The organism is Thermoanaerobaculia bacterium (assembly GCA_035260525.1).
Classification (GTDB): Bacteria; Acidobacteriota; Thermoanaerobaculia; order UBA5066; family DATFVB01; genus DATFVB01.
On record DATFVB010000237.1, the window covers coordinates 1 to 25,277 of the forward strand.

At 67.3% G+C, this 25,277-nt stretch carries 19 protein-coding genes and 1 tRNA gene; 12 read left to right on the forward strand and 8 right to left on the reverse strand.

Features of this window, described 5'->3' with window-relative positions; translation table 11 throughout:
- Positions 1–115 precede the first annotated feature (115 nt).
- Positions 116–385: a hypothetical protein gene (locus VKH46_11805; GenBank protein ID HKB71522.1), complete on the reverse strand. Its 270-nt coding sequence runs from the start codon at positions 383–385 to the stop codon at positions 116–118.
- On the opposite strand from VKH46_11805, the gene VKH46_11810 reads away from it, so the two are divergent.
- The 6 genes from VKH46_11810 to VKH46_11835 all read left to right on the forward strand — a co-directional run bounded on the left by VKH46_11810 (position 353) and on the right by VKH46_11835 (position 8,683).
- Positions 353–2,578 carry a protein kinase gene (locus VKH46_11810; GenBank protein ID HKB71523.1) on the forward strand — a complete coding sequence of 742 codons (2,226 nt, stop codon included), beginning with the start codon at positions 353–355 and terminating at the stop codon, positions 2,576–2,578. The genes VKH46_11805 and VKH46_11810 overlap by 33 nt on opposite strands.
- A 98-nt stretch (positions 2,579–2,676) precedes the next feature.
- Positions 2,677–4,203: a hypothetical protein gene (locus VKH46_11815; protein HKB71524.1), complete on the forward strand. Its 1,527-nt coding sequence runs from the start codon at positions 2,677–2,679 to the stop codon at positions 4,201–4,203.
- The gene (locus tag VKH46_11820) at positions 4,140–6,395 is read left to right on the forward strand and encodes a protein kinase (protein ID HKB71525.1); all 2,256 of its coding nucleotides are present in this window, start codon (positions 4,140–4,142) and stop codon (positions 6,393–6,395) included. The genes VKH46_11815 and VKH46_11820 overlap by 64 nt, the downstream gene beginning before the upstream one ends.
- Before the next feature lie 253 nt (positions 6,396–6,648).
- Positions 6,649–7,161, forward strand: a complete 513-nt coding sequence (locus VKH46_11825) for a sigma-70 family RNA polymerase sigma factor (protein ID HKB71526.1) — start codon at positions 6,649–6,651, stop codon at positions 7,159–7,161.
- Between the two features lie 312 nt (positions 7,162–7,473).
- Entirely contained in the window at positions 7,474–8,298 is an 825-nt protein-coding gene (locus tag VKH46_11830; protein HKB71527.1) for a TonB family protein, read from the forward strand.
- 256 nt (positions 8,299–8,554) lie between these two features.
- Positions 8,555–8,683 (forward strand) — tRNA-Arg (locus tag VKH46_11835).
- Between the two features lie 446 nt (positions 8,684–9,129).
- On the opposite strand, the gene VKH46_11840 is transcribed toward VKH46_11835, so the two are convergent.
- From VKH46_11840 to VKH46_11850, 3 genes are all read right to left on the reverse strand, one after another.
- On the reverse strand, positions 9,130–10,500 hold the full coding sequence (locus VKH46_11840) for a hypothetical protein (GenBank protein HKB71528.1): 1,371 nt from the start codon (positions 10,498–10,500) through the stop codon (positions 9,130–9,132).
- A 215-nt stretch (positions 10,501–10,715) separates the two neighbouring features.
- Complete coding sequence (locus VKH46_11845) at positions 10,716–11,660, reverse strand: hypothetical protein (GenBank protein HKB71529.1); 945 nt, start codon at positions 11,658–11,660, stop codon at positions 10,716–10,718.
- A 17-nt stretch (positions 11,661–11,677) separates the two neighbouring features.
- Complete coding sequence (locus tag VKH46_11850; GenBank protein HKB71530.1) at positions 11,678–13,396, reverse strand: hypothetical protein; 1,719 nt, start codon at positions 13,394–13,396, stop codon at positions 11,678–11,680.
- Positions 13,397–13,646: 250 nt separating this feature from the next.
- Between VKH46_11850 and VKH46_11855 the strand changes: the two genes are divergently transcribed.
- From VKH46_11855 to VKH46_11865, 3 genes are read left to right on the forward strand one after another with little or no spacing between them, the layout of a single operon-like run.
- Positions 13,647–17,309: a DUF748 domain-containing protein gene (locus tag VKH46_11855; protein HKB71531.1), complete on the forward strand. Its 3,663-nt coding sequence runs from the start codon at positions 13,647–13,649 to the stop codon at positions 17,307–17,309.
- Positions 17,309–18,268: a L,D-transpeptidase family protein gene (locus VKH46_11860; protein ID HKB71532.1), complete on the forward strand. Its 960-nt coding sequence runs from the start codon at positions 17,309–17,311 to the stop codon at positions 18,266–18,268. The genes VKH46_11855 and VKH46_11860 overlap by 1 nt, the downstream gene beginning before the upstream one ends.
- A gap of 11 nt (positions 18,269–18,279) precedes the next feature.
- Positions 18,280–19,131 carry a hypothetical protein gene (locus VKH46_11865; protein HKB71533.1) on the forward strand — a complete coding sequence of 284 codons (852 nt, stop codon included), beginning with the start codon at positions 18,280–18,282 and terminating at the stop codon, positions 19,129–19,131.
- A 34-nt stretch (positions 19,132–19,165) separates the two neighbouring features.
- Here the strand turns inward: VKH46_11865 and VKH46_11870 are convergent, their stop codons facing one another.
- Entirely contained in the window at positions 19,166–21,400 is a 2,235-nt protein-coding gene (locus tag VKH46_11870) for a protein kinase (protein ID HKB71534.1), read from the reverse strand.
- A 102-nt stretch (positions 21,401–21,502) separates the two neighbouring features.
- Between VKH46_11870 and moaA the strand changes: the two genes are divergently transcribed.
- Together moaA and VKH46_11880 are read left to right on the forward strand one after the other, a co-directional pair.
- Positions 21,503–22,525 (forward strand): GTP 3',8-cyclase MoaA, encoded by a 1,023-nt coding sequence (gene moaA, locus VKH46_11875; protein HKB71535.1) that lies wholly within the window; start codon positions 21,503–21,505, stop codon positions 22,523–22,525.
- Positions 22,525–22,824: a hypothetical protein gene (locus VKH46_11880; GenBank protein HKB71536.1), complete on the forward strand. Its 300-nt coding sequence runs from the start codon at positions 22,525–22,527 to the stop codon at positions 22,822–22,824. The genes moaA and VKH46_11880 overlap by 1 nt, the downstream gene beginning before the upstream one ends.
- Positions 22,825–23,333: 509 nt before the next feature.
- Here the strand turns inward: VKH46_11880 and VKH46_11885 are convergent.
- Positions 23,334–23,621 carry a hypothetical protein gene (locus VKH46_11885; protein HKB71537.1) on the reverse strand — a complete coding sequence of 96 codons (288 nt, stop codon included), beginning with the start codon at positions 23,619–23,621 and terminating at the stop codon, positions 23,334–23,336.
- A gap of 27 nt (positions 23,622–23,648) precedes the next feature.
- Between VKH46_11885 and VKH46_11890 the strand changes: the two genes are divergently transcribed.
- Positions 23,649–23,819 (forward strand): hypothetical protein, encoded by a 171-nt coding sequence (locus VKH46_11890; protein HKB71538.1) that lies wholly within the window; start codon positions 23,649–23,651, stop codon positions 23,817–23,819.
- On the opposite strand, the gene VKH46_11895 is transcribed toward VKH46_11890, so the two are convergent.
- A complete protein-coding gene (locus VKH46_11895; protein HKB71539.1) occupies positions 23,785–24,597 on the reverse strand; it encodes a formate dehydrogenase accessory protein FdhE in 813 nt (270 codons plus the stop codon). The two genes, VKH46_11890 and VKH46_11895, sit on opposite strands and share 35 nt — an antisense overlap.
- On the reverse strand, positions 24,578–25,277 hold a 700-nt coding region (locus tag VKH46_11900), incomplete at its 5' end, for a formate dehydrogenase subunit gamma (protein ID HKB71540.1). The genes VKH46_11900 and VKH46_11895, both read right to left, overlap by 20 nt.

Sequence of the window (25,277 nt, forward strand, 5' to 3'; positions counted from 1 at the left end):
TGCCACCGGATGGGCCGGTTCTCGGAAATGGACGAGAACCAGACCTACGAGCATCGGCGGGTCAGCCCGGACGAAACCCGCGAAACCTGCATCATCCCGAAACCCCAGATCTAGATCACTTCTTCTCCCCGGCCGGCGCTCCTTCGGCGGACGCGGGCGCGAGCAACGCCTGGATCTCGCCGTGGATTCCGAAGCCTCCGTCGGCGACCGCATCGATCACCCCGTCGTACGCGTAGCTTCCGGCCGAAAACGCGATCTTCTCGAGCTTGCGCGCCGGCGGGATGGTCCGCCCTCGGCCGATTCCGCCGACGTGGTGGTATCGTCCTCGAGCAAACCCATCGGGAGGCGTTCCATGGAATCCCTGGCCGGCCAGACCATCGCTCATTACAAGATCGTCGGGCTCCTCGGCACCGGAGGGATGGGCTCCGTCTACGAAGCGGAGGACTCCGACCTCGGCCGCCGCGTCGCGATCAAGGTCCTCTCCGCCGACCTGAAGAACGAAGCCGCGATGCTCGAGCGCTTCAAGCGCGAGGCCCGCGCGGCCTCGGCGCTGAACCATCCGGGCATCTGCACGGTCTTCGCGATCGAGCAGCACGACGGCCAGCCCTTCATCGTGATGGAGCTGATCAAGGGCTCCACACTCGCCGAGAAGATGGGCCGGCAGCCGTTCGAGATCGGCCCGCTCCTCGACCTGGGGATCCAGATCGCGGATGCACTCGAATCGGCGCATTCCAAGGGGATCGCCCACCGGGACTTGAAGCCCGCGAACCTGATGATCAACGACCGGGGACAGGTCAAGATCCTCGACTTCGGCCTCGCGAAGGTCGAGGCCGCGTTCGCCCAGAAGGGCGAGGACTCCAGCCTCGACACGGCGATCGGCGCCGGCCCGTTGACGATGACGGGAACGGTGATGGGTACCGTTCACTACATGTCGCCGGAGCAGGCCCGGGGTCAGCTGACCGACGCGCGGACGGACATCTTCTCGCTCGGCGCCGTGCTCTATCAGATGGCGACCGGCGCCCTTCCCTTCCAGGGGGACACGCAGGCGGTGATCTTCGACGCCATCCTGAACCGCGATCCACTGCCGCTTTCCCAGGTCAATCCCGCGCAGCCTCCGGAGCTCGGACGGATCATCGGCCGCGCGCTCGAAAAGGACCGGGCGATGCGCTACCAGAGCGCGACGGACCTGAAGACCGAGCTCCTGCGCTTGAAGAGGGACGTCGACTCGGGCCCGAGGCGCGCCGCGGAGCTCTCGGACTCAAAGAGCGGCGCCGTGAAACCGACGGAGAAGTCCGTCGCCGTTCTCTACTTCGAGAATCTCTCCGGCGTGAAGGAGGACGAATACTTCCGCGACGGAATCACCGAGGACATCATCGCGGAGCTCTCGAAGATCGAAGGGCTCAAGGTCTTCTCGCGGCCGACCGTCCTCACCTACCGCGACAAGCCGGCCACACCGGCGCAGATCGGGCAGCAGCTCGGGGCGGCGTACGTCCTCGCCGGGAGTCTCCGGCGCGCCGGGAACCGGCTCCGGATCAGCGCGCAGCTCGTCGACACGCACACGGACTTTCCGCTCTGGATCGAGCGCTACGACCGCGAGATGCAGGACGTCTTCGAGGTGCAGGACGAGATCGCCCGCAAGATCGCCTCGGCCCTGCGGCTGACGTTGAGCCCCCGCGAGGAGAAGGCGATCGCGGCCCGCCCGACGGAGAACCTGCAGGCCTACGACTTCTTCCTTCGGGGCCGCAGTTATGCGAGGCGCCGCACGCGCCAGGATCTCGAGTTCGCGCTGCAGATGTACGAGAACGCGGTGGCCCAGGACCCGGGCTTCGCGCTCGCCTGGGCCGGCATCGCGAGCGTGTGCGGGATCTACCACTTCGACTACGAGCGGACGCCGAAGTGGACCGAGAAGGCGGTCGCCGCGTCGCAGCGGGCGAGCGCCCTCGGCCGGGACCTGCCGGAGGTCCGGGTGGCGGAGGCATGGGTGCTCCACAGCGAGGGGAAGAACGCGGAAGCCCAGGCGATCGTGCGCGAGGTCGTCGCCTCGAAGCCCGACTGCGAGGGGGCCTACTACCTGCTCGGCCGCTCCCTCTTCAGCTCCGGGCACTACCAGGAGCTCGTCGACATGGCCGACACCGCGATCGACGCCTCGGGCGAGGACTACAGCGTCTTCGTTCCGATCATGAACGCGATGAACGCTCTCGGCAAGGAAGACCAGGAACGCAACATCCGGCAGCGTGCGATCGAGACGCTCGAAAAACAGATCGCGAAGGTGCCGGAGGATGCGCGCGCCCGGTCGCTCCTCGCGAACTTCTATTCGCAGATCGGCCGCGCCGACGACGCCATCCGCGAGATGCAGTTCGCGATCACGCTCCGTCCGACCGACCCCACCATGCACTACAACACGGCCTGCACCTATTGCAGCCTCGGCCGGAAATCCGAGGCGATCGAAGCTCTCAAGCAGGCCTGGAAGTTCGGGTATCGCGATTCGGTCTGGGTGCGCCGCGACCCCGACCTGAACTCGCTTCACGGCGACCCCGATTTCGAAAAGCTCTATCCGGAAGAGTCCGCCGGAAGCTGACTCGCCGCGGGGCCAAACGCCGGACGGAGGCTCGACGGTGAATTCGAGCGGGGGAGCGGTGCCCCACGCCTTGGCGGACTCGTGGGAGTATCCGGTCCGTGGACGATCTTCCGAGCCGCCACCGCGTGTTCGCCGCGCTGGCCGCCCTCCTCTTCGCCCGCCTCGCCCTCCACGTCGCGGTTGTCCCGCCCTTCGAAGGGCCCGACGAGCCGTTCCACCTGAGCCGCGTTTCGACCGTCGCCCGCGGCCGGGGAATCCTCGGGGTCGCGCCGCTCGATCCCGCCGTCCAGCGCGCGATCCCGCGCCACCCCTGCGGACCCGACCTCGCGCGCGCGTTCGGCTGCCCGCCGTTTCCGGGCGTCCGGCCGAAGATGCCGGCGGTCCCCCCGGCGCCTCCGCCGCCCGCGCCGGCCATCGTTCACGCGGCCTATCCGAACTACGAGAACAACCAGCCGCCGCTCTACTACGCCGTCGCCGGCGGGCTCCTCGCCCTGTCCGAGGCGATCGTCCCGTCGCCCTCCGGGGAAGCGCCGGAGGACGAGCTTCGGCGTCTCCGGGTCCTCTCGCTGCTCTTCGTCGCCGCGGCGATTGCCGGTCCGCTCCGGCGCCTCGCGCGAAGGCGGTCGTCGCTCTTCGTCTTCCTCGGCATGAGCGCACTCTTTCTTCCCGGTTTCTCGGAATCCTTCGTGCGCTGCTCGAACGACGCGATGGTCTTCCTCTGGGCCGCGGTGATCGTCGACCTCGTCGACCGGGCCTACCGCGGGCCGGCTCTCCCGCTCCTTCTCGCGGCGGGATGCCTGATCAAGTTGAACGCCCTCCCGATCCTCGTCTTCGTCCTCGTCCTCCTCTGGCGGGAACGACGCCGGGGGCTCGCGCTCCTCTCGGCCGCCGCGGCGGCGATTCCCGTGGTCGTTCTCGGCGGATCGACCTGGGGAGGCGCGGTCAAGATCGCGAAACGGATCCCTCGCCCGATGCCGGCCGGCGAGGTCGTCGCCGGCCTCGCCCGGTCGGCGTACACGATCGTCAAGGGCGTGCCGTGGGTCGGAGAGTGGAGCTTCTTCCGGCCGCCGGTCTGGCTCCTCGTTCTCGGGTTGCTTCTCGGCGCCGCGCTCGCGCTCGGCGTCCGCATCTGTGCCGGCTCGCCGCGTTTCCCCGCGCACGCGGCGGGCCTGGTCGTCGCGATCGCCGGCACGTTCGCGTTCGTGCTCGCCGACCGCCGCGTCTTCGGCGCGTGGGGCGGCGTCGGCGGATGGTACGTCTGGAGCTGGGCGCCGTGGCTCGCCCTTCTCGCCGACGACACGATGGAGTGGCGGGGAAACGCGCGATGGCGCGTCGCCGCGGTCCCGGCTTACGTTCTTCTCTTCAATGTCTGCTGGTTCGCCGCGGCGGGGAGGCTGTACGGGTGGAGGAAGATTCCCCCCGGGGCAGCGCGCATTCCGGGAGCCGTTGCGAATTTCTCGGCGTTTTCCGCGCATTCGTGTAGATTTTCCGCACGGTGGCTCTTCCCGACGGGACCCGGCTGGGCAGGTACGAGATCCTCGCGCGGATCGGCGCGGGCGGGATGGGCGAGGTCTATCGGGCCCGGGACCGCGTCCTCGGCCGCGAAGTCGCCGTCAAGGTCCTGACCGGCCGCCTCGCCGGGGACCCCGCGTTTCGCGGCCGCTTCGAGAGGGAGGCCCGGGCCGTCGCCGCGCTCACCCACCCGAACATCCTCTCGATCCACGACTACGGCGTCGACGGAGACGTCTGCTTCGCCGTGACCGAGCTGCTCGAGGGATGTCCCCTGCGCGAGCTTCTCGGCGGCCGGCTTCCATGGCGGCGGACCGTCGAGATCGGGCGGGAGATCGCCGCCGGGCTCGCCGTCACGCACGCCCGCGGGATCATCCACCGGGATCTCAAGCCCGAAAACGTCTTCGTGACCTCCGACGGCCGCGTGAAGATCCTCGATTTCGGGCTCGCGCGGCAGGACACGGTTTCCGGCGGGGAGAACGAGACCGCGGCCGTCACGGCCGACATGATGACGGCGACGGGCGTCGTGATGGGGACCGTCGGCTACATGTCGCCCGAGCAGATCCGCGGCGCCCGCGCGGGAGCCGCGAGCGATCTTTTCTCTCTCGGCTGCATCCTGTACGAAATGCTTTCGGGAAGGCCCCCCTTTCGCGGCCGATCGGCGTCGGACACGGTCGCCGCGACGCTCCGCGACGAGCCCCCGCCTCTCGCGGCGCTCTCGCCCGGACTTCCCGCCGCCGTCGGCGCCGCCGTCGCGCGCTGCCTGGAAAAGGATCCCGAGCGGCGCTCCGTCTCGGCGGCCGGGCTCGCCGCGCTCCTGTCCGATGCGCTGCGCGGATCGGCCGGCGAGTCCGAGGCGGAGACGGCGGTCGGGCCGGCCCCGGCGCGGTCCGACGAACTTCCTGCACCTTCTTTCCCGGTCCCGGCCGCGCCGCGCTCGGTCGCCGTGCTTCCGCTCCGCAACGTCACGCGCGAACCGGAATCCGACTACCTGACCGATGGAATCGCGGAGAGCCTGATCGACGCGCTCTCGCGCCTCGGGGGCCTGAGAGTGATGGCGCGGACGACCGTCTTTCGTCTGGGCGCCGACGCCGATCCGCGAAAGATCGCCGCCGATCTCGGGGTCTCCGCCGTCCTGACCGGCCGCCTTGCGCAGCGCGGCGGCGATCTCGACGTCGGATTCGAGCTCGTGGACGCGGCGGGCGGATGGCGCATCTGGGGCGAGGAATTCCGGACGGGGCCGGACCGCCTTCGCGAGACCGAGCGCAAGATCGTGGCGGCGGTGGCCGGCGCGCTCGGCGTCGCCGCGCCCGCCGCGGCCTCTCCTTCGTCGAGCCCCGCAGCTTCCCGGGCCGCCTACCTCCTGGATCTCAAGGGCCGCTACAACTGGAACAAGAGCACGGTGCCGAGCATCCGGAAGGCGATCGAGTTCTTCGAGCAGGCGATCGAGGAGGACCCGACCGACGCGGCCGCCTACGCCGGGCTGTCGGACTGCTACGCCGCGCTCGGCATGGACCGGTACGGCGCGATGTCCCCGCGCGAGTCGCTCCCGCGCGCCAGGGCGGCCGCGCGCCAGGCGCTCGAGATCGACGAAGGCCTGGACGAGGCCCACGTTTCGCTCGGCTACGCGTCGCTCCTCGATCTCGACTGGGCGGGGGCCGAACGCGAGTTCCGCCGCGCCCTCGAGATCAATCCCGAGCGGGCGCGCACCCGCCACTTCTACGGTTTCTTCCTCGCGACGCAGGCGAGGTTTTCGGAATCGGAGGAACAGTTCCGCCGGGCGCTGGAGCTCGACCCGCTGTCGCTCCTGATCCACGCGGACTACGGCTGGAGTCTCTACTGCGCCCGGCAGTACGGCCGCGCGCGCGAGCAGCTCGAGAAGACCATCGAGATCGACGCCGCGTTCCCGCAGAGCTACCTGTGGCTCGCCCTCGTCGGGCTCGAGGCGGGCCCTCCCGGGAAGGCCGTCGCGGCCGCGGAAAAAGGCGCCGAGCTCACCGGCGGCAGCTCGACGATGCTCGGCATCCTGGCGCTGGCGCACGCGCGAGGGGGCGACGCCGACGCGGCCCGCGCCGTCGTCGCCCGGATCGACGCGGACCGCGAGGCGGGGAAGTACGTCACCGACGTCGTGATGGTCTGCCGGGATCTCGCGCTCGGCGACCACGATTCGGCCCTGACGTGGCTCGAGCACTCGTACGAGCACCGGGCGAGCTACTGCGTCGCGCTCAAGGTCTACGCGTTCCTCGATCCCCTGCGCGGCGATCCGCGGTTCGCGGAGCTGCTCCGGAAGAGCGGCCTGGACGGGTGACCCAGGGCATCGGCAGACGATTCGCCGTTTCGGCATGCGATCGCCTCACGACGTGAACGGTGAAATTCCCGCTCGAGAGATTCGAAGCCGGCGCCGGCTTCGCGTCCTCCACGGACGGCAGGATCTTCGCCGGGGGGCTTCCGGGTCCTTTTCGATGCCCGTTCGAGCGTCCGGGCCGGCCCATGATCGCTTCCGAAGGAAAGAATCGGAGGGCCGTAAACGGAAACGGCCCGCCGCAACCTCTCTCATTTGAATGAGCGTTTTCCCCGATCCCGACTCGTTCCGAACTTTCGTCGAGAAGAACTTCAGCGCGCTCGCTTCCTTCGCGCGAAGCGTCCTGGGAAACGACCTGGATGCCGAAGACATCGCCCAGGACGCGCTCGTGCTCCTCTATCGCCGGCGCGCCGGGCTTCGTCCGGAGGGTTCTCCGCGCGCCTATCTCTACAGGATCACCTTGCGGCTCTGCCTGGCCCGCCGGCGCCGGGAGGCGCGGCGCGAGGCGATCTCGACCCTTTTCGCTCCGCTCCTGAGGCAGGAAGTCCCGCCCGCCTCCGAGCCCGTCGACTCGTGGTTTCGATCGCTGACCGTCCGCCAGGCCGCGATCGCGCACCTGTATTTTGCCGAAGACTTCGATGCCGGCGAAATCGCCGAGCGTCTCCGCATCGCGCCTTCGACCGTCCGCGTCCAGCTGAAGCGCATCCGTTCCCGACTCCGTCGGCTCCACGGGGCGGGCCCCGCTTCCGAGAGGTGTTCCGATGTTCCATGAAGAGGAGCTTCGCCGGGAGCTGAAGCGCCGGCGGCCCAGATCCGGGAGGGAAATCTGGCCCGGGCTGCAGCATCGTCTGGAGGCTGCTCCGCAGCGGCCTCGCCTGCGGTGGGCGGCGGGAATCGCGGCATGCGTTGCGGCGGCCGCGTTCATCTTCCTGTCGCGGGGAGGGAATCGGCCGGACCGCGGCCCCGCCGTGCGGATCGCGCAGGTTCGCGCTTTCGGCGTTCCGGCTCACGCCATCGTGCTGGAGCCCGATCCCCATACGGTGATGGTCATCGTCGAAGGACGTACAAAGGAAGAGGAGAACCCATGATCCGAAAACGAATGCTCGCCCTTCTGGTATTGGCCGCCGGAGCGGCTTTCTTCGACGCCGCTCCGGCGGCCGGGTCGGGCGTGACGCTGCAGATCGATCTCTTTCAGGGGTATCGGGCCGGGGTCACCGATCTTCCTTCGGCGCCTTCGGTCGTGTACCTCCCGCCGGATCGAGGATGGTCGGACGACGTCGAGCGCCAGAGACAGCAGATCGCCGAAACTCTCGGCCTTGAGGGTGTTTCGGTCGTCTCGCTCCGGGAAGTGACCGTGGCATCGGGCGTGACGGCGACCGTGAGGGCCGACGCGGGCGGCAGCGAGCTCACGGTGAGCGTGCGTCCTTCGCTCGGCCCGAGCAACATCGTGGAGCTCGACCTCCGCGTGCTTGGCGGAAAGGAAGCCCGAAAGGAGCTCGCCGCCGCGTCTCTCTCGGGAGCCCTGGGAAAGACCTTCATTCTCGGAGGCCGGCCCGGCAGCAATCCGCTCTTCGTCGCGGTGACCGCGCGCGAGCCCGCCGCCGTTTCGAAAAAAGTCGGCACCTGGTCCGTCGGCGCGGACATCCAGCCGCCGCATCTCGTCCATCGCGTCGAGCCCGTCTATCCCGAGACGTTGAAGAATCAGAAGAAGACCGGGCTCGTCGTCATTCAGGCGACGGTAACGGACGAAGGGGCCGTCTCCCGGGCTTCCGTGGTTCGCCACTCGGACCCCGGGCTCGATCAGGCGGCTCTCGCCGCGGTTCGACAGTGGCGGTACGAGCCCGCGATGCTCGATGGCAAACCCGTCAACGTCTACATCACGATCACGGTCAACTTCATGTTCGGATGAGCGAGCCCTTCGCTGCGCGAAGGGCTCGCTGGATACGGCGGCTCGTAATCCAGCCGACGATATTGCGATTGCCTGCCCGGTTCGCGCTGGTCAGGCCCTGATCCGACAACGACGCCGATTGCGCGGCGATCGGCGCGCTGCGCGCTTCGCGCGTGCCGCTGCGCGGCTGTCCTTCGCTGCGCGAAGGACGCGCTGGATACAGGGGTTCGTCCCCGGGTCGCCGCGCTCAGAGACGACGGGATAAACTGCGCGCCGAGCGCCCGTAGCTCATCCGCCTCCGCCCCTCCTTCGCCGAGGCTTCGGAGGGCTTCGGCGGGACAAGACTGGACAGTGCATCAGACTTCGGATCTGAGGGTTAGGGGTTCGAATCCCTTCGGGCGCGCCAGTCCCTTAGCGGCAGGTCGCTCGGCCGGCGAGGCGTCCGGGCGCGATCGCTCGCTCGGGCGCGGCGATATCGGATAGTCCAGCTCGCGGTGATTCCCTCAACTCGATATAATGTATAATAAAGCGTTGACCCCAAGGCCCCCCCCGATGGCGCGACAGCCGCGAAGCGAGGTCTAGGGCAGCGCTCGGCAATCACGCGAATAGCATATGAATCATAGGACCGTCCCCACGACTGTCCCCTCCGCAAGCCGATGTGTCCAGAAGAAGAGAACGTGCGACGGTGTGACCGGGTCCAGATAAGGGTTGTGGATGATATGGATACCATCGTCCCAGATCACGAAATCCAGCCCGAGTGCGGGAAGGTAAACGGCGGCTGTGACCGCGGCCACCATCAGGGCGAACGGAATCAGCCGCTGGCGCGGCGCCCGAGATCGGCGCAAGCTCTTTCTAGCCGACGCGCCTCAGCAATACCGGCGCGGCGAGTGCCACCGCGAGGAAGAACGCGAGAAGGCCGGGCCATCCGAGGGTCGGAATCGAAGCCCCCGACTGCTGCACGGTCGCATGACTCGTTGCGGTTGCCGTCGCCGTTCCCGGGGCGTCATCGGACAACGTGACCGATAACGTTTCGGGGCCTGCCGACGCGTACGTGTGCGCTCCGCTGACCGCAAACGCCCCCGTGCCTCCACTGACCGTCCCCGCGGTCGTCGTGCCGTCGCCCCACTCGATCGTCGCCGTGAAATCGGCGGCCGGATTCGTGACGTTCGTGTCAGTGAAATTCGCAATTGTGCCGGAGAACGGCGTTGCCGCCACAGCCGAAAAGCTGACGCCCGTGCCCGAAAGGGCGTCGCCTTCCGTCACGGTGGCGGTCGCGGTCGGGCTTGCAACCAAACTGTCCAAGATGTCGTGCGCCGTAACCTTGTCTGTAAAAGTTCCTTCATCGGCATAGGTGTGCGAGCCACTCACGGCAAAGCTCCCGCTGGAGCCGGACACCGTGCCGGCGGTCGTCGTGCCGTCGCCCCAGTCGATGGTGGCCGTAAAGTTGCTCACGGTCTGTGGGAGATCGCTGTCGGTGAACGTCGCGACCATCCCGCTAAAGGAAGAACCCTCCGAGGCGGAGAAGCTGAGCGCGGTGACGTGAAAACCGGCGGGTACCACGGTCGCACTACTCGCGACGGTCGCGGTCGCGGTGCCCGGAGCGTCGTCCGATAACGTGATCGACAACGCTTCGGCCCCTGCCGACGCGTACGTGTGCGCTCCGCTGACCGCAAACGCCCCCGTGCCTCCACTGACCGTCCCCGCGGTCGTCGTGCCGTCGCCCCACTCGATCGTCGCCGTGAAATCGGAGGCGACGTTGCTCGTATCCGTGTCGGAGAAGGTTGCCACGGTTCCGCTGAACAAATGTCCCGCCGCCGCGGTGAAGGCGACCGGCGTCCCGGTGAGCGCGTCGCCCTCGCCGACGCTGGCAGAGTCACTATCGGAACACAACAGGCCGTCGGCAACGTCCGACACACTGACGATGTAGGTGAACATTCCCTCGTCGGCATAGGTATGGGAGCCCGAGATCGCGAAGGTCCCCGAAGAGCCCGTGACGGTGCCCGGCGTCGTCGTGCCATCGCCCCAGGCGATCGTCGCGGTGAAGTTGCTGGCCGGCTCCGCCGTGTCACTGTCGATGGTGCTGCCCACCGTCCCCGAGAACAGGGATCCTTCCGTGGCAGAGAACCCGAGTGCGGCGCACGCAAAGTTCGCGAACGCCGAACGGGCGCAAAGAAACATTCCGATCGCCGAGATTCCGATGACCGCCCGGACCCGACCGCTCATAGGCGCCTCCTTCCGGGAAATTTCCCCGATCATATCGCACTCGCTCGTCGTGGCTCCGCCGCGGAGGTGACGGGGACGGTCCTATGAATAATATGTTATTGCGATGATCGATGACGCGACAGCCGCGAAGCGAGGTCTAGGGCGGGGCGCTGGGCACCCACGCGAATAACCTATGAAATACAGGACCGTCCCCACGACTGCCCACGCAATCTAGCCTATTTTTCCGGATACCTGATGTCATATCTCGATGCCCTGCGAATGCCCTCGAGCCAGGTCTCCTGCCCCACACGAGGCGGGGAAGTTCTAATGCCCTGAGCTGCTCTTTCGGCCTGTGCCTTCTTGTCAAGTGTTGCCTGTCGCTCGTAAATCCGGTGAATCTGCTCGCAGCCCGAGTTGACCCAACCAGTGAAAGGATTTCGCTCGCACACACGATTGATCTCCCCGGCTGCTCCAAGAAGCACGTCCCGGAAGTCCTTCTCGGTCTCCATCTTCTGCCGAAACTCCTCATCCGGCATCGCGGCTAGGCGCTCGGCTGAGCGCCGGAAGCAGTCCTCGAGGTCCTCGCCGCCCTCTCGGAGGTGCGCCCGTAAGGCTATTTGCTCCGGGGTAAAGTGAACCTCTGGCTTCGTCGGAATGTAGTCAGGAACGGAGTGTTTGATCTGCTGCACCAGCACAGGATAATACTGGCGCACAAGGGGGACGAGTTCTTCTAGGCCGTACCACCCAACCGCTTGCATCGCCACCGCTCGATTGATGATGTCGCCACCCGGCGCCACCGCCTGGCCCTGCTCGATAGCCTCACGGACTACCTTCAACCGTTCGTCGCGTGTAAGGTAATCCCACCGGATTCCCTGAATCCATGACCGACCGTCGGTCGACTGAGCAATAATATCCTCAAAAGGTCGAGGGTCGATCCACCGCCTATTCAGCGCCAGATACTGCTGCACCTCCATGCGCACATCACGTGATGACCTGAGCAACCCCTCCTCGATCGACGCCCGAAGAGCCGCCTCCCGCTCGACAGGGTCCTTGATTTTCGCGGCGTCTGCGACCCTCTGCTCCGCTGGCGAGAGGCTCACCTCGGGAATCGGGATTCCCGCAGCCATCACATTCGATAGAACAAACCCGGCGACCATGAGTAGAAAGTTTTTAGACTTCATGACGTAAACGCACCTCACTAAGGAACTAAGACCGTATATGTGACCGGAGACATCGAAGGATCGTTCAGAGCGCATGTCAAAGGCAGAGGGCTGACCCACGGCATAATGACGGCGCTGACGGAGAAGTTACTCTCGCCGGCGGTTACGGCGATCGCGGCCTCCCCCGAGTCATCGGTCCGAATGTAAGCGCTCGTAGAGGGCCCGATGAAGGCCCCGCTGGCGGGATCAACGCTGAACTTCACGATGGCCCCCGGCAATGGCGCCGTAGACCTGCTGTCGGAAGAAAACATGCTGACTCGCACGACGAGTGGGTTGGCCAACGTTTGGCCGGGCGCGCCATGCTGGTTGTCGCCGCTGACAATCTCAATGCTTGCAATTCCGCAGGTCAGGGTCGCTAGGCCATTGGCGCTGGTAAAACGCATGGAATTCCGCTCGAACACGGAACTCCAGGATTTCGGTGAAGCTGCGCTGATGTCGTAGCAAGTGTCCCCGCAATACTTCCCGTCCGGGTTGAGGCCGCCCTCTTCGATGCGACCGGAGTCGGCGAGTTCAGGTGAAGAGGCACGCGGGAAGGCTAGGAGGAAGTCTCCGTCAAAATCCGGATAGCTGCCCTGGTTTGTGGTGCTCAGGAGAAACTGCCAGGAGTGTCGGACCTCGTGAAGACACAGCTGCTGAAAGTACGCGCCGAGGGGACTCTCGCTACGAAATCCGAAGTAGTGGAGCACCGCGGATCTTTGGGGTTCGTGGCGCGTCGAGGGAGCATAGGGATTGAAGACGATGGTATGAGCCCCCAACGGATCGACATGCGCCGCCTGACCCGTGGCCTGAAGAGACCCTTCCGTGACACAGTCATCTTCGGTTAGCGGCGCGGGTATTCCGGCGGGGCCGCCCAGGCCCGCCACGGCCGCCGTCAGCTCACCGGTCGAGTCCGCCTGCCCGCCAAGACAGTCCCATGCCTTCTTTTCCATCCAGTCACGCACCGCGTTGGCTCCCGCTGACCACGCTCCGTTCGACTCTCGCGGGCGCGAGTATCCGCGTTCATCCACCCAGACGTTGACCGGGAAGATCTCTCCGGCTATCGGCAAGGTTGGATTGGAAGCCCCCAAGGGATCGAACGCTGGAACTGGCTGCAGCTGGGCACCTCCGGGTCCGACATAACCGCCGGGCGCAATGGGAGCGATGGTGCCATCATTTGCGACTCTCGCATCCGCGACGAGAGTTAGGGAAGTAGTAGCGGTGCCGCCGGTCATAGTGAGATAGCTCGGGTTCTCCCCCGGCCCCGGAGGTGTAATCGCACCGGTCGTGTCGAGCATCGTAGATCCATTCTTTCCGGCGTAGAACTGATCAGACTGCGAATCGTGATCGTAATTCGTATTCCGTATCTCAGCGATTCCCACAATTGCATTGGTCTTCTGAGGAGGGTCAGTCGGCTGGAACGGATTGACCGCCTGGATCTGAAGGTGAACAATCTCCGGCGACTGCGCGTCGTAGTCCGAACTTGTCGGGTCCCCGATCTCGGTCTCCTGCACCGTCCCGGCGTGGTCCGGATTCCCATCAGGTGCGTCGGTTAGCCCTGACCCGTCGCGCTTCATGATCCGGAGCCGCAGAACACCCGGAAACGCCGTCTTGGCAGAAAGCGTGGCCGATGACCCGCTCCCGATCTGCGCCGCGATGAGCCCGGTACCAAGGCCCACCGTCAGGTCAGGGGGCGCGACGGTATCCAGGGGCGTCGCCATGAGCTGGCCTCCCGACGGAGAGCTGGTGGGGACGGTCCTATGTTTCATATGTTAGTGACGGCATAAGCGACACCGATCCCGACGTCTGCTCCGCCCGAGGGGCCGAGAAATTCGCGGCCGCCCTGACGCGCGACCCGATTAGACACATTCGTAGGACCGTCCGCAAATATCCTCTTCGCGCCGGGTTCATCGCGGTCCGGGAAAACGCTTCTCGCTATCTCCATGGGGACGGAGGTAGCCTTTCTGGATGATGGGCGCTGAGATTTCGACGCGCCGCCGACGAGTCATCAGGATCCTCGGATGGGCGGGTGGTGTTCTGGCTTTCTGGGCCCTCCTCGGATTCGTCGTCGCGCCCCGAATCATTCGACCCCTTCTCGAGAGAAAGCTCTCGGAAAAGCTGCACAGGAGGGTCGCGGTCCGGAGTCTCGCGATCAATCCGTTCGCGCTTTCGGCCACCATCCGGGGCCTCTCCATGGGGGAACGGGCGGACCCGGGAACGTTCGCGAGCTTCGAGAGCCTCTACGTGAACCTGGAGGCCGTGTCGCTTCTGCGCGGCGGGCCCGTGATCCGCGAGGTGGACCTGGCATCCCCCCGCGTGTCGCTCGTGAGGCACGAAGACGGGACCTACAACGTTTCGGACCTGATCGAGGAGCTCGGGAAAGAGGAGCCCGGCAAGAAGCCCGCGCGCTTCTCGGTGAACAACATCCGGGTCACGGGAGGATCGCTCGATTTCGACGACCGGCCGAGGAAGACGAAGCAAGAGGTGACAGACCTGAACCTCGGGATTCCGTTCCTCTCGAACATTCCCTCCAGGATCGAGATCTTCACGCAGCCGGTCCTTTCGGCGAAGGTGAACGGGGCCTCGTTTGCCCTGCACGGCAGGACCAAGCCGTTCAGCGACTCGCGCGAGACGTCGGTCGACGTGGATCTGAAGGACGTGGACCTGCCGAGCTACCTCGCCTATCTGCCGGCAAAGCTGCCGGTCCGGCTGGCGGCGGGGCGTCTCGATGCGGGGCTGACGATCACTTTCGCGCAATCCCCCGGCCGGCCCAACGCTCTGTTCGTCTCCGGCAGCGCCTCGCTTCGGGACGGCTCGCTCGTTCACGAGGACCAGCCGCTCCTGTCGATCCGGAGTCTGCGCGCCGCGCTCGCCTCGTACGACGTATTCGGGAGCAGGATCAAGCTGACCTCGGTGACGGCGGTCGAGCCCGAGCTCCATCTCCGGAGAGACCGGAAGGGAGATTTCGAGATCGCCTCCGTGTTTGCGGCCGCCGGCGCGCCGGCCCCCCACGCCCGCAGAAAAACCGTCCCGCATGAGAAGCCGGCCGGCTTTGCCTACGAGGTCGGCGAGGTCCGCGTGGAGAACGGGACGATCGACTACGCCGACGCGTCGCTCGGAACGCCGTTCGAAACGAAGCTCGCCCCGGTCGGAATCTCCCTTCGCGGCCTCTCTTCGACGCCGGGCAAGCCGATGGCGCTTTCCATCACGGCGAAGAGCGACGCCGGCGAGACCGTCAAGCACGAGGGAACGTTCACGCTGAAGCCCTTCGCGGCCGAAGGATCGGTGGCGCTGGCCGGTCTGCCGTTGAGAAGGTACGCCCCGTGGTACGAGAGATCTCTCCTCGCCGACCTCGACGGAACGGTGGATCTCGAGGGCCGCTATAAGATCGCCGGCGGCCCCCGCGGCAACACGACGCTCTCCGGCCTTTCGGTCGGCATCCATGCGCTGAACGCGCGAAAGCGCGGCGCGCGAGAGCCCTTCCTCACGGTGCCCGCCGCAACGCTGGAAGGAGGGGAGCTGGACATGGCCGGGCGCGCCCTCGCCCTGGGGACGGTTTCGATTCCGGGAGGGTCCCTCGCCGTCCGGCGCGAGGCCGACGGCAGCATCGATCTCCAGAAATTGATCGGCGAAAGGTCTGCGAAAGCGAACGAATCAGCGACGGAGCCCGCGCCGGAGACTCCGGGGGCCGCCTCGCCGTGGAGGTTCTCGGTCACGAAGCTCTCTCTGGACAAATACACGTTCAAGATCGACGACCTCGCGTCCGGAAAGCCCGCTCACCTGGTCCTCTCGCCGACAAACGTCGTCCTCGAACACTTCGCCACCGCCGGGCCGGAGCATGGGGCCCTGTCGGCGAGCTTCCGGCTCAATCGAAAGGGGCTCGCCACCGCGAGCGGCGCGGTCGGCATTTCGCCGGTGTACGCCGATCTGAAGGTCCGCGTGAAGAACCTCGACCTCGTGCCGGTCGAGCCGTACATCCTTTCTCAGATCAAGCTGTCTCTGACCCGGGGCGTCCTGAACGGCTCCGGCACGCTGTCGTTCCGGCCCGGGCCCGGAGGGGCCGCCTCCGTCGTTTTCGCCGGCAACGCGGTGGCCGGAAACGTCGTCGCGGTCGAGGAGAAGAGCAAAGAAGATTTCCTCAGGTGGGAATCGGTCTCGGTGGACAGGATCAAGGCCGGATACAACCCGGTCTTCGTGTCGGCGAGGGCGCTCGATGCCGCCGGCGTCGTCTGCCACATCGGCATCTCCGAGGACGGCACGGTGAACCTGCGCGCGATCCTCGGCGGCCCGCCGGAGAAAGCCGAGGAGGACGCTGCCGGGGCCGAAGCGCCCGCCGCGGCGGGGATGGCCGCGGCGAAGGCAGCGACGGCCGCGCCACCGATTTCGGCGGCTCCTCCGCCGCCCGGAGCTCCCTCCCCCGCCGCTCCGGCGCAGCCTCCGACTCCCATTCGCGTGGACGCCGTCACGCTTCGGGACAGCACGATCCGGCTGACCGATCACTTCGTCAAGCCGAGCTTCTCGGCCGAGCTCGGGAACGTCGGGGGGCGGATCGACGGTCTCTCTTCGGTGGACGGGACGAAAGCGGAGGTGAACCTCCACGGCACATGGGGGGGAGCGTCGCCGATCGAGATCTCCGGCACCGTGAACCCGCTCGCGGCGGCTCTGTACGCCGCCCTCAAAGCGTCGTTCCGGGACATCGACCTCGTTCCGATGACGCCCTACTTCGGCAAGTACGCGGGCTACGCGGTGTCCCGGGGCAAGCTCACGATGACGGTCGAATACCGCGTCGAGAACCGGAAGCTCGAGGCGAAGAACAAGCTCGTGGTGGACCAGTTCACGTTCGGCGACAAGGTCGAAAGCCCCTCGGCGACGAAGCTGCCCGTCAGGCTCGCCGTCTCGCTCCTGAAAGACCGCAACGGCGTGATCGACCTCGATCTTCCGATCTCCGGCTCGCTCGACGACCCGAAGTTCAAGCTCGGCAGCATCATCTGGAAGGTGCTGGGAAATCTCATTTCCAAGGCCGCCACCTCGCCTTTCACGCTCCTCGGAAAATTGTTCGGCGGCGGGCAGGACCTCGGCACCGTCGAGTTCGAAGCCGGCCGCGACACGCTCGACCCGGCCGCGCGGCAGCGGCTCGACGCCCTGGCCACGGCTCTTCACGAGAGGCCGGCGTTGAAGCTCGAGGCCCGGGGCCGCATCGACGAGGCAAACGACGCCGAAGGACTGCGGCGGACGCGCTTCGAGCGCAAAGTCAAGGCGCAGAAAATGGACGAGCTGCTGAAGAAGGGCGCCGCCCCGCCGTCGCTCGACGACGTCGTCGTGCCGGCGCAGGAGTGGCCGGTCTTCCTCAAGAAGGCCTACAAGAAGGAAAAGTTCAAGAAGCCCCGGACGGCGCTCGGTTTCGCGAAGGATCTCCCGCCGGCCGAGATGGAGAAGCTCATGCTGGAGAACATCCCGGTCGCGCCGGAAGACCTGAGGCAGCTCGCGCTCTCCCGGGCGCAGGCCGTCAAGGCCTATCTCCTCGCCACGGGAAAGGTGGAGGCCGAAAGGATCTTCCTCGTCGAGCCCGGAACGGGCCCGGGCGAACCCAGGGAGAACGCGAAGGCCAGCCGTGTCGACTTCGTCCTGAAATGATGCGGGCTCCCGCGGCGATTCTCCTGATCGTCGCCGCCTCCGCGCTCGGCGCCGCAACTCCTCCCGGACCGACGGCCGACGAGGTCAACGACCGCAGCGTCCGGCCGCTCCTGACCGAGGGCGCCGCGGGAGCCGCCGTCGTCCGCCTGCAGGTGCTGCTCGACCGGGCGCATTACTCGCCGGGGGAGATCGACGGTCGTCTCGGCGGGAACACCGTTCGCGCGATCGCGGCGTTTCAGCGCGACCGTGAGATCGCCGAAGAGGGCGCCGGAACCGCGACCTGGGCGGCGCTCGACTCGGACGCCGCGCCGATCGTCGTTGCGTACACGCTGACGGAGCCGGACGTCGCGGGTCCGTTCTACCGGATCCCGCGAGACATGGTGCAGAAGTCCTTCCTTCCGGCGCTCGGCTGGCGGTCCGCGCTCGAAAAGTTGGCCGAGAATTTCCACGCGAGCCCGGTCCTGATCCAGGCGATCAACCCGAAGGCGCGGATCCGCGCGGGCGAGATCGTTTTCGTCCCGAGCGTTCACCGAGCGCCCCTTCCCCCTGCCGGACGGATCGTCGTCAGCGACTCCGATCTTTCGGTCTCCGCCTGGGACGAGGAAGGGCGTCTTTCCGCGCGCTATCCGGCGACCCTGCCGGGCCCGCACGACCCGCTGTGCTACGGGACCTGGAAGATCACCGAGATCCGGAAGAACCCGACATTCCACTACGACCCCTCCCTCTTCTGGGACGCCCGGCCGGGACACCGGAAGGCGACGCTTCCTCCCGGGCCCAACAGCCCGGTCGGGGTGGTCTGGCTCCAGCTCTCGGTTCCCAACTGCGGCATCCACGGGACTTCTGACCCCTCCCGGATCGGCTTGCGGGAATCCCACGGCTGCATCCGCCTGACGAACTGGGACGCCCGGGAGCTGTCGCTTTCGGTGGAAAAGGGAATACCGGTCGAGCTGAGGCGTTAACATTGTCGCCAATGCGTCGACTGTCCATCTTCCTCGGCCTCGCGCTGCTTCTGTGCGCTCTCGTGCGGACGGGATCGAGCCGCGGGATCGACCTCGCCTCGATCCGCGACGCGGGAGGAATCTCGGGCGCCGTTCGCGCTCTTTTCCTCACTCCCGAGGAGGCGGCGCGGCTCGAGCCGGAGAGCGCTCCGCCCCCCGGCGTCCATCCGATCGAAGGCAAGTCGGGTCTCTTCGAGGTGGTGCTCACACCCTTCTCCGCGAAGGTGAACGGGCGTCTCGGCCGTTACGAGCTCGGCCGCTGGCCCTATGAGGACGGCTCGACGCCGCTCTCGCCGGCCTACGCCGATCCGCGCGGGTTCGTCGAAGTGACGCCGGAGACGGCGAAGCTCCACGTTTCGGAGCACTTCACTCTCGGCGAGTTCGTCACGAAGAACCAGTCCAGCCTCTGGCCCAAGTACATCGTGCTCGAGCCGCGGCTCCTCGACAAGCTCGAGCTGACGATCGCGAAGTTGAACGAGACGGGGCATCCCGTCCGGAATTTCTTCGTGATGAGCGGATTCCGGACGCCCGAGTACAACGCGCTCGATCTGGGACCGAAGGCGCGCTCGAAGGTGTCGCGGCACATGTACGGCGACGCCGCCGACGTCTATCCGGACGACGACGGGAACGGAAACATCGACGACCTGAACCGCGACGGCCGCGTCGATCTCGCGGACGCGAAGATCCTCGCCGATGCCGCCGAGGCCGTCGAGCGCGAGCATCCGAGCCTCGTCGGCGGGATCGGGATCTATCCCGGCAACCGGGTCCACGGGCCGTTCGTCCACATCGACGTGCGCGGCAAGCGCGCCCGCTGGAACGGATAGAGCGAGCGATCGATCCGGCGGACCGGCCCGCCGGTCAGCTTCCGGCCGGTTTCTCCGGGTAGAGCTTTCCGAACTCCGGCAGGTCCTTGAGGAGATCCAGATCGGGATCGCGGCGCGCCCAATCGGCGTCCGTGAACCCGGCGTTCCAGGCCTTCGTCAGCGCGTCCATCCCTTCCGTCTTCCGGCCGAGCTTGCAGAAGGTGCACGCGGCGTTGTAGTGGACGGTCGCCTCGTTCGGGCGAAGCAGCATCGCGAGGTTCGCCTCGCGCATGGCGTCGTCCGCCCGGTTTTCGTCGGCATAGTCCGAGGAGAGCAGGATGCGCGCCCGCGCGTCCTCCGGGACCTCCCGGATGTGGTTCTCGAGGACCTGCATCCGGCGAAGGCGCACGTTCCTCTTGGCTTCGAGCTTTCCCAGAGCGCCGAGCGAGTTCATGATCGGCACGAAGACGTTGTAGTCCGTGCCGGAGGCCTCGATCGCGGCCTCCGCGATCTTTTCGACCTCCTGATGGCGGCCGGACGCGAACAGGCAGCGGAGCAGCAGGTAATAGCCCCCTTCGCAATCCGGCTTGCGGGCGATCACGTTGCGCACGATTTCCGCCGCGTCGGCGTACTGTCCCCGTGCGTACAGCGTCCAGGCCTGCGCGACCATGACCTCGGGAAGCTGGGGCTGGAGCGCGACCGCGCGATCCGAGGCGGCCCGCGCCCGGTCGGCCCAGGCGGACTCGCGCGAGTAGTTGCAGTGGTAATACGCGCAGACGTTGGCGATCGCCGCGTAGGCCAGCGCGAACTTCGGGTCCTGAGTGACCGCGTTCTCGTACATCTGGAGCGCGAATTCGAGGTCCTGCCGCGTCAGGCGGCGCGCGTAGCTGCGGCCCCGAAGGTAGAGATCGTAGGCGTGGAGGTTCTCGGTGGGCTTGGCCGCGAGGTTCTCCTGCTCCTTCGGCGTCAGCGTCAAGCGCAGCGCCCCGGCGATCTTGCGGGCGATCTCGTCCTGGACCTCGAAGACGTCCTTCATCTCGCGGTCGTACCGCTCGGACCACAGCGGGAAGTCGGTGTGGGCGTCGAAGAGCTGGGTGTTGATCCGGAGCCGCTCGCCGGCCCGCCGAATGCTTCCGGAGAGCACGTACGCCGCGCCCAGCTGCTGACCGACGTGCGAGGGCGTGACCTGTTTGTCGCGGAACGCCAGCACGGCCGGGCGGGGGAAGATCTTCAGGCCGTCGATCTTCGAGAGCTCCGTGACGACGTCCTCGGTGATGCCGTCTCGGAAGTATTCGTCTTCCTTCGCCCCGGAAAGATTCTCGAAGTAGAGGACCGCGATCGACTTGTCGGCCGGCTTCGGGGCGCCCCCCTTGGACTCGGAGAGCTCCGCCGCCCGCTTCTGGCCCGAGTCGAGCTTGTGCTTCAGGCGCAGGAGGTCGGTCTTGAGCTCCGTCGCCGTCTGGCACCGGAGCTGGCGGTCCTTTTCGACCGCCTTCTCGACGATGCGGCCGAGCTCGGCCGGCATCGCCGGATTGACCTGCTCGAGGGGCTTCGGATCGCGATTCAGAATCGCGTCGAAGACCATGGCGTCGGTGTCGCCCTGGAACGGCATCTCGCCGGTCGCCATCTGGTAGAGCACGGTCCCCAGCGAAAAAATATCCGTCCGGGCGTCGGTCAGCTGGCCCTTCGCCTGCTCCGGCGACATGTAGTGCACGGTGCCCATCACGGTCCCGGCCGTCGTCAGGGGGTTGGAGTTGACCGCCGTCTCGAGAGCGGAGACCTCCTCGTCCTTCCCGGCCTGCGTGACCACCGCCTCGACCTTCGCCAGACCGAAGTCGAGGATTTTGACCTGGCCCCGGTCGTTGATCATGAAGTTCGCGGGCTTGAGATCCCGATGCACGATTCCCTTCGAGTGCGCCGATTCGAGCGCGTCGGCGATCTGGATCCCGAGGTCGAGGAGCGCGGCGATCTCGAAAGGACGCCGCCCCATGCGCTCGGCGAGCGTCGACCCCTTGATCAGCTCCATCACGATGAAGGGACGGCCCTGGTGCTGCTCGATCGCGTAGACGGTGCAGATCCCGGGGTGGTTCAGCGAGGACGCGGCGCGGGCCTCCCGCTTGAAGCGCTCGAGCATCGGGACGTCGTTTCGGAAGTCGTCGGAGAGGACCTTGATCGCGACGCGGCGGCCGAGGTCGGCGTCCTCGGCTTCGTAGACGGCGCCCATGCCGCCGGAGCCGAGCGGACCGACGATCTTGTAGTGCGCGATGGTCTGGCCGACCAGCGATTCCATGGAGCCTCCCGATTCCTTTTGCTCGAGGACGATACCACCACGCGGAGGAAACCATCGGCACGCGCTCCGGCAACTCCGGAGGAGGACGGATAGAATCTCTTCATGGCTCCCTCGGACACGCTCGGACGGCCCCTTTCGAACCTTCGGGTCTCGGTGACGGACCGGTGCAATCTCCGGTGCCAGTACTGCATGCCGGAGCGAGACTACGCGTGGCTCCCGCGGCGCGACATCCTCGACTTCGAGGAGGTGAGCGCGCTCGTGGACGTCTTCGCCGAGTGCGGCGTCGACAAGGTCAGGCTGACGGGGGGCGAGCCGCTCGTCCGCCGCGACCTGCCGAAGCTCGTCGCGATGATCGCCGCCAAGGACGCCATTCGCGATTTCGCGCTGACGACCAACGGTGTGCTGCTCGCCGAGCACGCGGCGGCGTTGAAGGACGCCGGTCTCCAGCGCGTGACCGTCAGCCTCGACACGCTCGATCCGGCCCGGTTCCGCGAGCTCTCGCGCATCGACGCCCATGCGCGGGTGCTTACGGGAATCCGGGAGGCCGGTCGCATCGGTTTCGCGCCGCTCAAGATCGACACGGTCGTGATCCGCGGCGTCAACGACGACGAGCTCGTTCCGCTCCTCGAGTTCGGGCGCTCCGCCGGCGCCGAGGTGCGGTTCATCGAATACATGGACGTCGGCGGCGCGACGCGCTGGTCCCCGGAAAAGGTCGTCTCGCGCGCGGAGATCCTGGGCGCCCTCGCGCGCCGTTTCGGACCGATCCAGCCGGAGCGGGAAAAGGGGTCCGCGCCGGCGGAACGGTTCCGCATGAGCGACGGAACGGTGTTCGGAATCATCGCGTCGACGACGGCGCCGTTCTGCCGGGCCTGCGACCGCAGCCGTCTGACCGCCGACGGGCTCTGGTACCTGTGTCTTTACGCGGCGGGGGGAACCGATCTCCGCGGGCCGCTCCGCGCGGGCGTCTCTCCGCAGGACATCAAGGCTCTCATCGAGAACGCCTGGCGCGGCCGCACCGACCGCGGGGCGGAAGAGCGCCTCGGCCTTCGCGACCGCTCTCCGCTCCTCGCGTTGAACACCCTGCGGCGCGATCCCCATCTCGAGATGCACACGCGGGGCGGCTGATGTCGTCCGGAGAGGACTCGCCCGATCCTGTTCCGGGCCTCACGAACCCGCGCGCCCTGTCGCTCGAGCGGTTCCCGATCCGAGTCCGCGAGAGCTCCTCGACTCAGTCCGGGTGGCGGCTCTCGGTCGAAGCCGGCGAAGGGGAGGGCTCGATTCTCCTCGTCGAAGGCGTGGGAGAGCCGTTCTACCGGGGAGACGGGATCTTTCTCGGCTGGCCGCAGGAACGAATGGCGGCCGCGTACGTGGCGTTGAAACCGAAGCCGGAAGCGGACCGGTTCGAAACGCAGCAGCTCGGCTAAGAGTCGCGGGAGCTGGCTCGGGGGACGGGACTCGTGACGGCGGCGCGGCTCGTCGAACCTCCCTCATCCGGCGGCTTACGGCCGCCACCTTCTCCCGGCGGGAGAAGTCGCGCGGAGGCGTCGCTTCGCGACGCAGCCTTGTGTCGACTCGACCGCGCCGCTGCCACCCCCTCGCCGACGCTCCCGCTCCCGCATCGCGGAGCTTTCGCCTCGGTGACTTCGGGCGAAAGCTTTCCGCGATGCGAAGGGCCCCGAGCTACCGGGTCAGTGAGCAATGCCGGCGGGCAGCGCACATCCCGTCCGCGTTCCTCGTTCGCTAAGGCTTCGTAGCGTTTCGACGGATCGCGGGCTCGAGCGCGTTGGTGATTCAAAGGGAGCCGTTGCCCACGAATCCGCCATAGCTCGTGAGTGCGACGGTGGACCGGGCTCGCGCCTCGCCATGCCTCGCCGTTGTCAGGACGGATCGGCGGAAGGCCTCGATTCGCCGCGCTGGCCGGCGCGGCGAATCCCTACGGCGGCGGAGCGGCCGCCGCGAGCGCGATCCACTCCTCTTCCGTCAGCGCGGCCGCGGCGGCCGGGTCGTAGACGCGCTCCATCTCGGACTCGTGCGCGGCGAGGCGCCGGTCGAGATTCTCGGCGAGCCCGAGCACGTCGGAGAGCGCGGCGCGTTGGGCGAGCTGCGAGGCGAGGAAGCGCGTCAGCTCGCGAAGCTGCACGCACTCGAGGCGGAGCTCGCGCGCCGGACCGGGCCCGCCGAGGCCCGAACGAAGGAGCGCCGGCAGGAGTGCGCTCTCCACCGCCTCCGTCCAACGGCGGAGGCACCGGTGGAAGTCGAAGAGGCCGAACCGGTAGGCGGCCTCGTCGCGCCGCTCGAGCGCGCGGCGGAAATCGTCGAATCGGCTGCGGAGCGCCTGCTGGACCGCGAGCAGGCCGCCGAGATTCTCTTCCAGGGACGACGCCTCAGATCCCGGCCAGGCCCGGCTCGACGCGCGTGAAACCCTGCTCTACGGCCCAGAGGTCCATCGCGATCGAAACGAGGTCGTCCACCTCCGGGATCGGCCGCGCGTCCTCCGAAAGATCGATCGATTTGACGTATCGGCGGCACGTCTCGCACGCCTCGATCCGGACCGTCGGGTGCTTCTCGTCGCGGAAGGAAGGGAGCTTGTACGGGTCCTCCTCGAAGCAGGAGGGACAGAGGATCCTTTCGAAGAGCCATTCGGCGCCGCACAGCGAGCAGGAAAGCATCCGGCGCGCGCCTTCCGTGAGGGACCCCTCGCGCCGGGCGGCAATCCCCGGCTCGCCGCCGCAGAAGGGGCACTTCCCGCGCCGGTGGAGGCGGTCCGGCGCGATCCCGAGGCCGCGCAGGAGCTCGACGTAGGGCCGGAGGATCGCCCGGGAGAGGTAGTCCTCCGACGCCGCGCGGTCCCCCGTCCAGAAGACGAGGAGGCGGGAGCGCGCGGTCGCGGGGTCTTCCGTTCGCCGCGCGCCGGCCTCCTCGGAAAGCGCGTCCGGGCCCGCCTCGGCCGCGTGCCTCACGACGGGAGAAGCGTGGAAAAAGACCGCGTCGGCGTCCTCGGCGAGCCGACCGGTCAGCGGCCGTCGGGCGTGCGCGCCTTCGAGCGCCTCCACCGTCCACGCCTGGGCCCGGTACAGGCCGGCCGCGAACCGGAGCGGTTCCGCGGCCGCTGGAGAGTCCGCCGCGAGCGATTCGGCGCGCAGCGCGCGGTGGCCGAAGTCTCCGGAGACCTTCGACTCAGCGCTCGCGCTCTTCACCGGTGACGTCGCGATACCAGCGGCCGTGGTGAAGCCGCGCCCACGCCTTCGTGACGGTTCCTCGCGTCATCGAGCCGAACGTTCCGGGCTCGGCCGCCGTGCCGAGATAGATGTGGAAGACGATGAGGATCGCGAAGAGGATGAACGTCACGTCGTGGATGATGTAGGCGAGCTGCCGGAGGATCGCCGGGAAGAGCTCCGGAAACCACATCAGGAGGCCCGAAAGGAGGAGGCCCAGGGCCGCGAGACAGACGAGCCAGAACTGGAGCTTTTGTCCGCCGTTGTACTTGCCCACGTCCGAGTCGTCGGTTTCGTATCGCATGTACCGCATTGCGCGGCCCTCGCTCACCCACTCCCGGCGCTCGCCGGGCGCCAGATGCATGTCGCCGAGCCAGGCGACGAACATGACGATGGTCGACAGGAAGAACGCCAGCCCGGCCCACGGGTGGATCACCCGGCAGACGGTGAGTCCTCCGAAGAGCGAGGCCATCCAGCCGAACACCGGCGTCCAGATCGGCATGCCGGTGAAAAGGCAGAGAAAGAAGGTGACGGAGACCGTCCAGTGGATCAGCCTCGACGCCCGGTTGTGGCGGACGATCTCGTTGCCGACGACGACGTCTTCGCGCGACTGTGCCGCGATGACCGCTCGATCGATCGGCCGGGGAGGATTGGCGGAGCTC

Excerpts from the sequence above, each read along its gene's own strand:
- VKH46_11810 (HKB71523.1), top strand. The coding sequence starts at position 353 with ATGGAATCCCTGGCCGGCCAGACCATCGCTCATTACAAGATCGTCGGG.
- VKH46_11805 (HKB71522.1), bottom strand. The coding sequence starts at position 385 with ATGAGCGATGGTCTGGCCGGCCAGGGATTCCATGGAACGCCTCCCGAT.
- VKH46_11820 (HKB71525.1), top strand. The coding sequence starts at position 4,140 with ATGGGCGAGGTCTATCGGGCCCGGGACCGCGTCCTCGGCCGCGAAGTC.
- VKH46_11825 (HKB71526.1), top strand. The coding sequence starts at position 6,649 with ATGAGCGTTTTCCCCGATCCCGACTCGTTCCGAACTTTCGTCGAGAAG.
- VKH46_11830 (HKB71527.1), top strand. The coding sequence starts at position 7,474 with ATGATCCGAAAACGAATGCTCGCCCTTCTGGTATTGGCCGCCGGAGCG.
- VKH46_11840 (HKB71528.1), bottom strand. The coding sequence starts at position 10,500 with ATGAGCGGTCGGGTCCGGGCGGTCATCGGAATCTCGGCGATCGGAATG.
- VKH46_11845 (HKB71529.1), bottom strand. The coding sequence starts at position 11,660 with ATGAAGTCTAAAAACTTTCTACTCATGGTCGCCGGGTTTGTTCTATCG.
- VKH46_11850 (HKB71530.1), bottom strand. The coding sequence starts at position 13,396 with ATGGCGACGCCCCTGGATACCGTCGCGCCCCCTGACCTGACGGTGGGC.
- VKH46_11855 (HKB71531.1), top strand. The coding sequence starts at position 13,647 with ATGGGCGCTGAGATTTCGACGCGCCGCCGACGAGTCATCAGGATCCTC.
- VKH46_11860 (HKB71532.1), top strand. The coding sequence starts at position 17,309 with ATGCGGGCTCCCGCGGCGATTCTCCTGATCGTCGCCGCCTCCGCGCTC.
- VKH46_11865 (HKB71533.1), top strand. The coding sequence starts at position 18,280 with ATGCGTCGACTGTCCATCTTCCTCGGCCTCGCGCTGCTTCTGTGCGCT.
- VKH46_11870 (HKB71534.1), bottom strand. The coding sequence starts at position 21,400 with ATGGAATCGCTGGTCGGCCAGACCATCGCGCACTACAAGATCGTCGGT.
- moaA (HKB71535.1), top strand. The coding sequence starts at position 21,503 with ATGGCTCCCTCGGACACGCTCGGACGGCCCCTTTCGAACCTTCGGGTC.
- VKH46_11880 (HKB71536.1), top strand. The coding sequence starts at position 22,525 with ATGTCGTCCGGAGAGGACTCGCCCGATCCTGTTCCGGGCCTCACGAAC.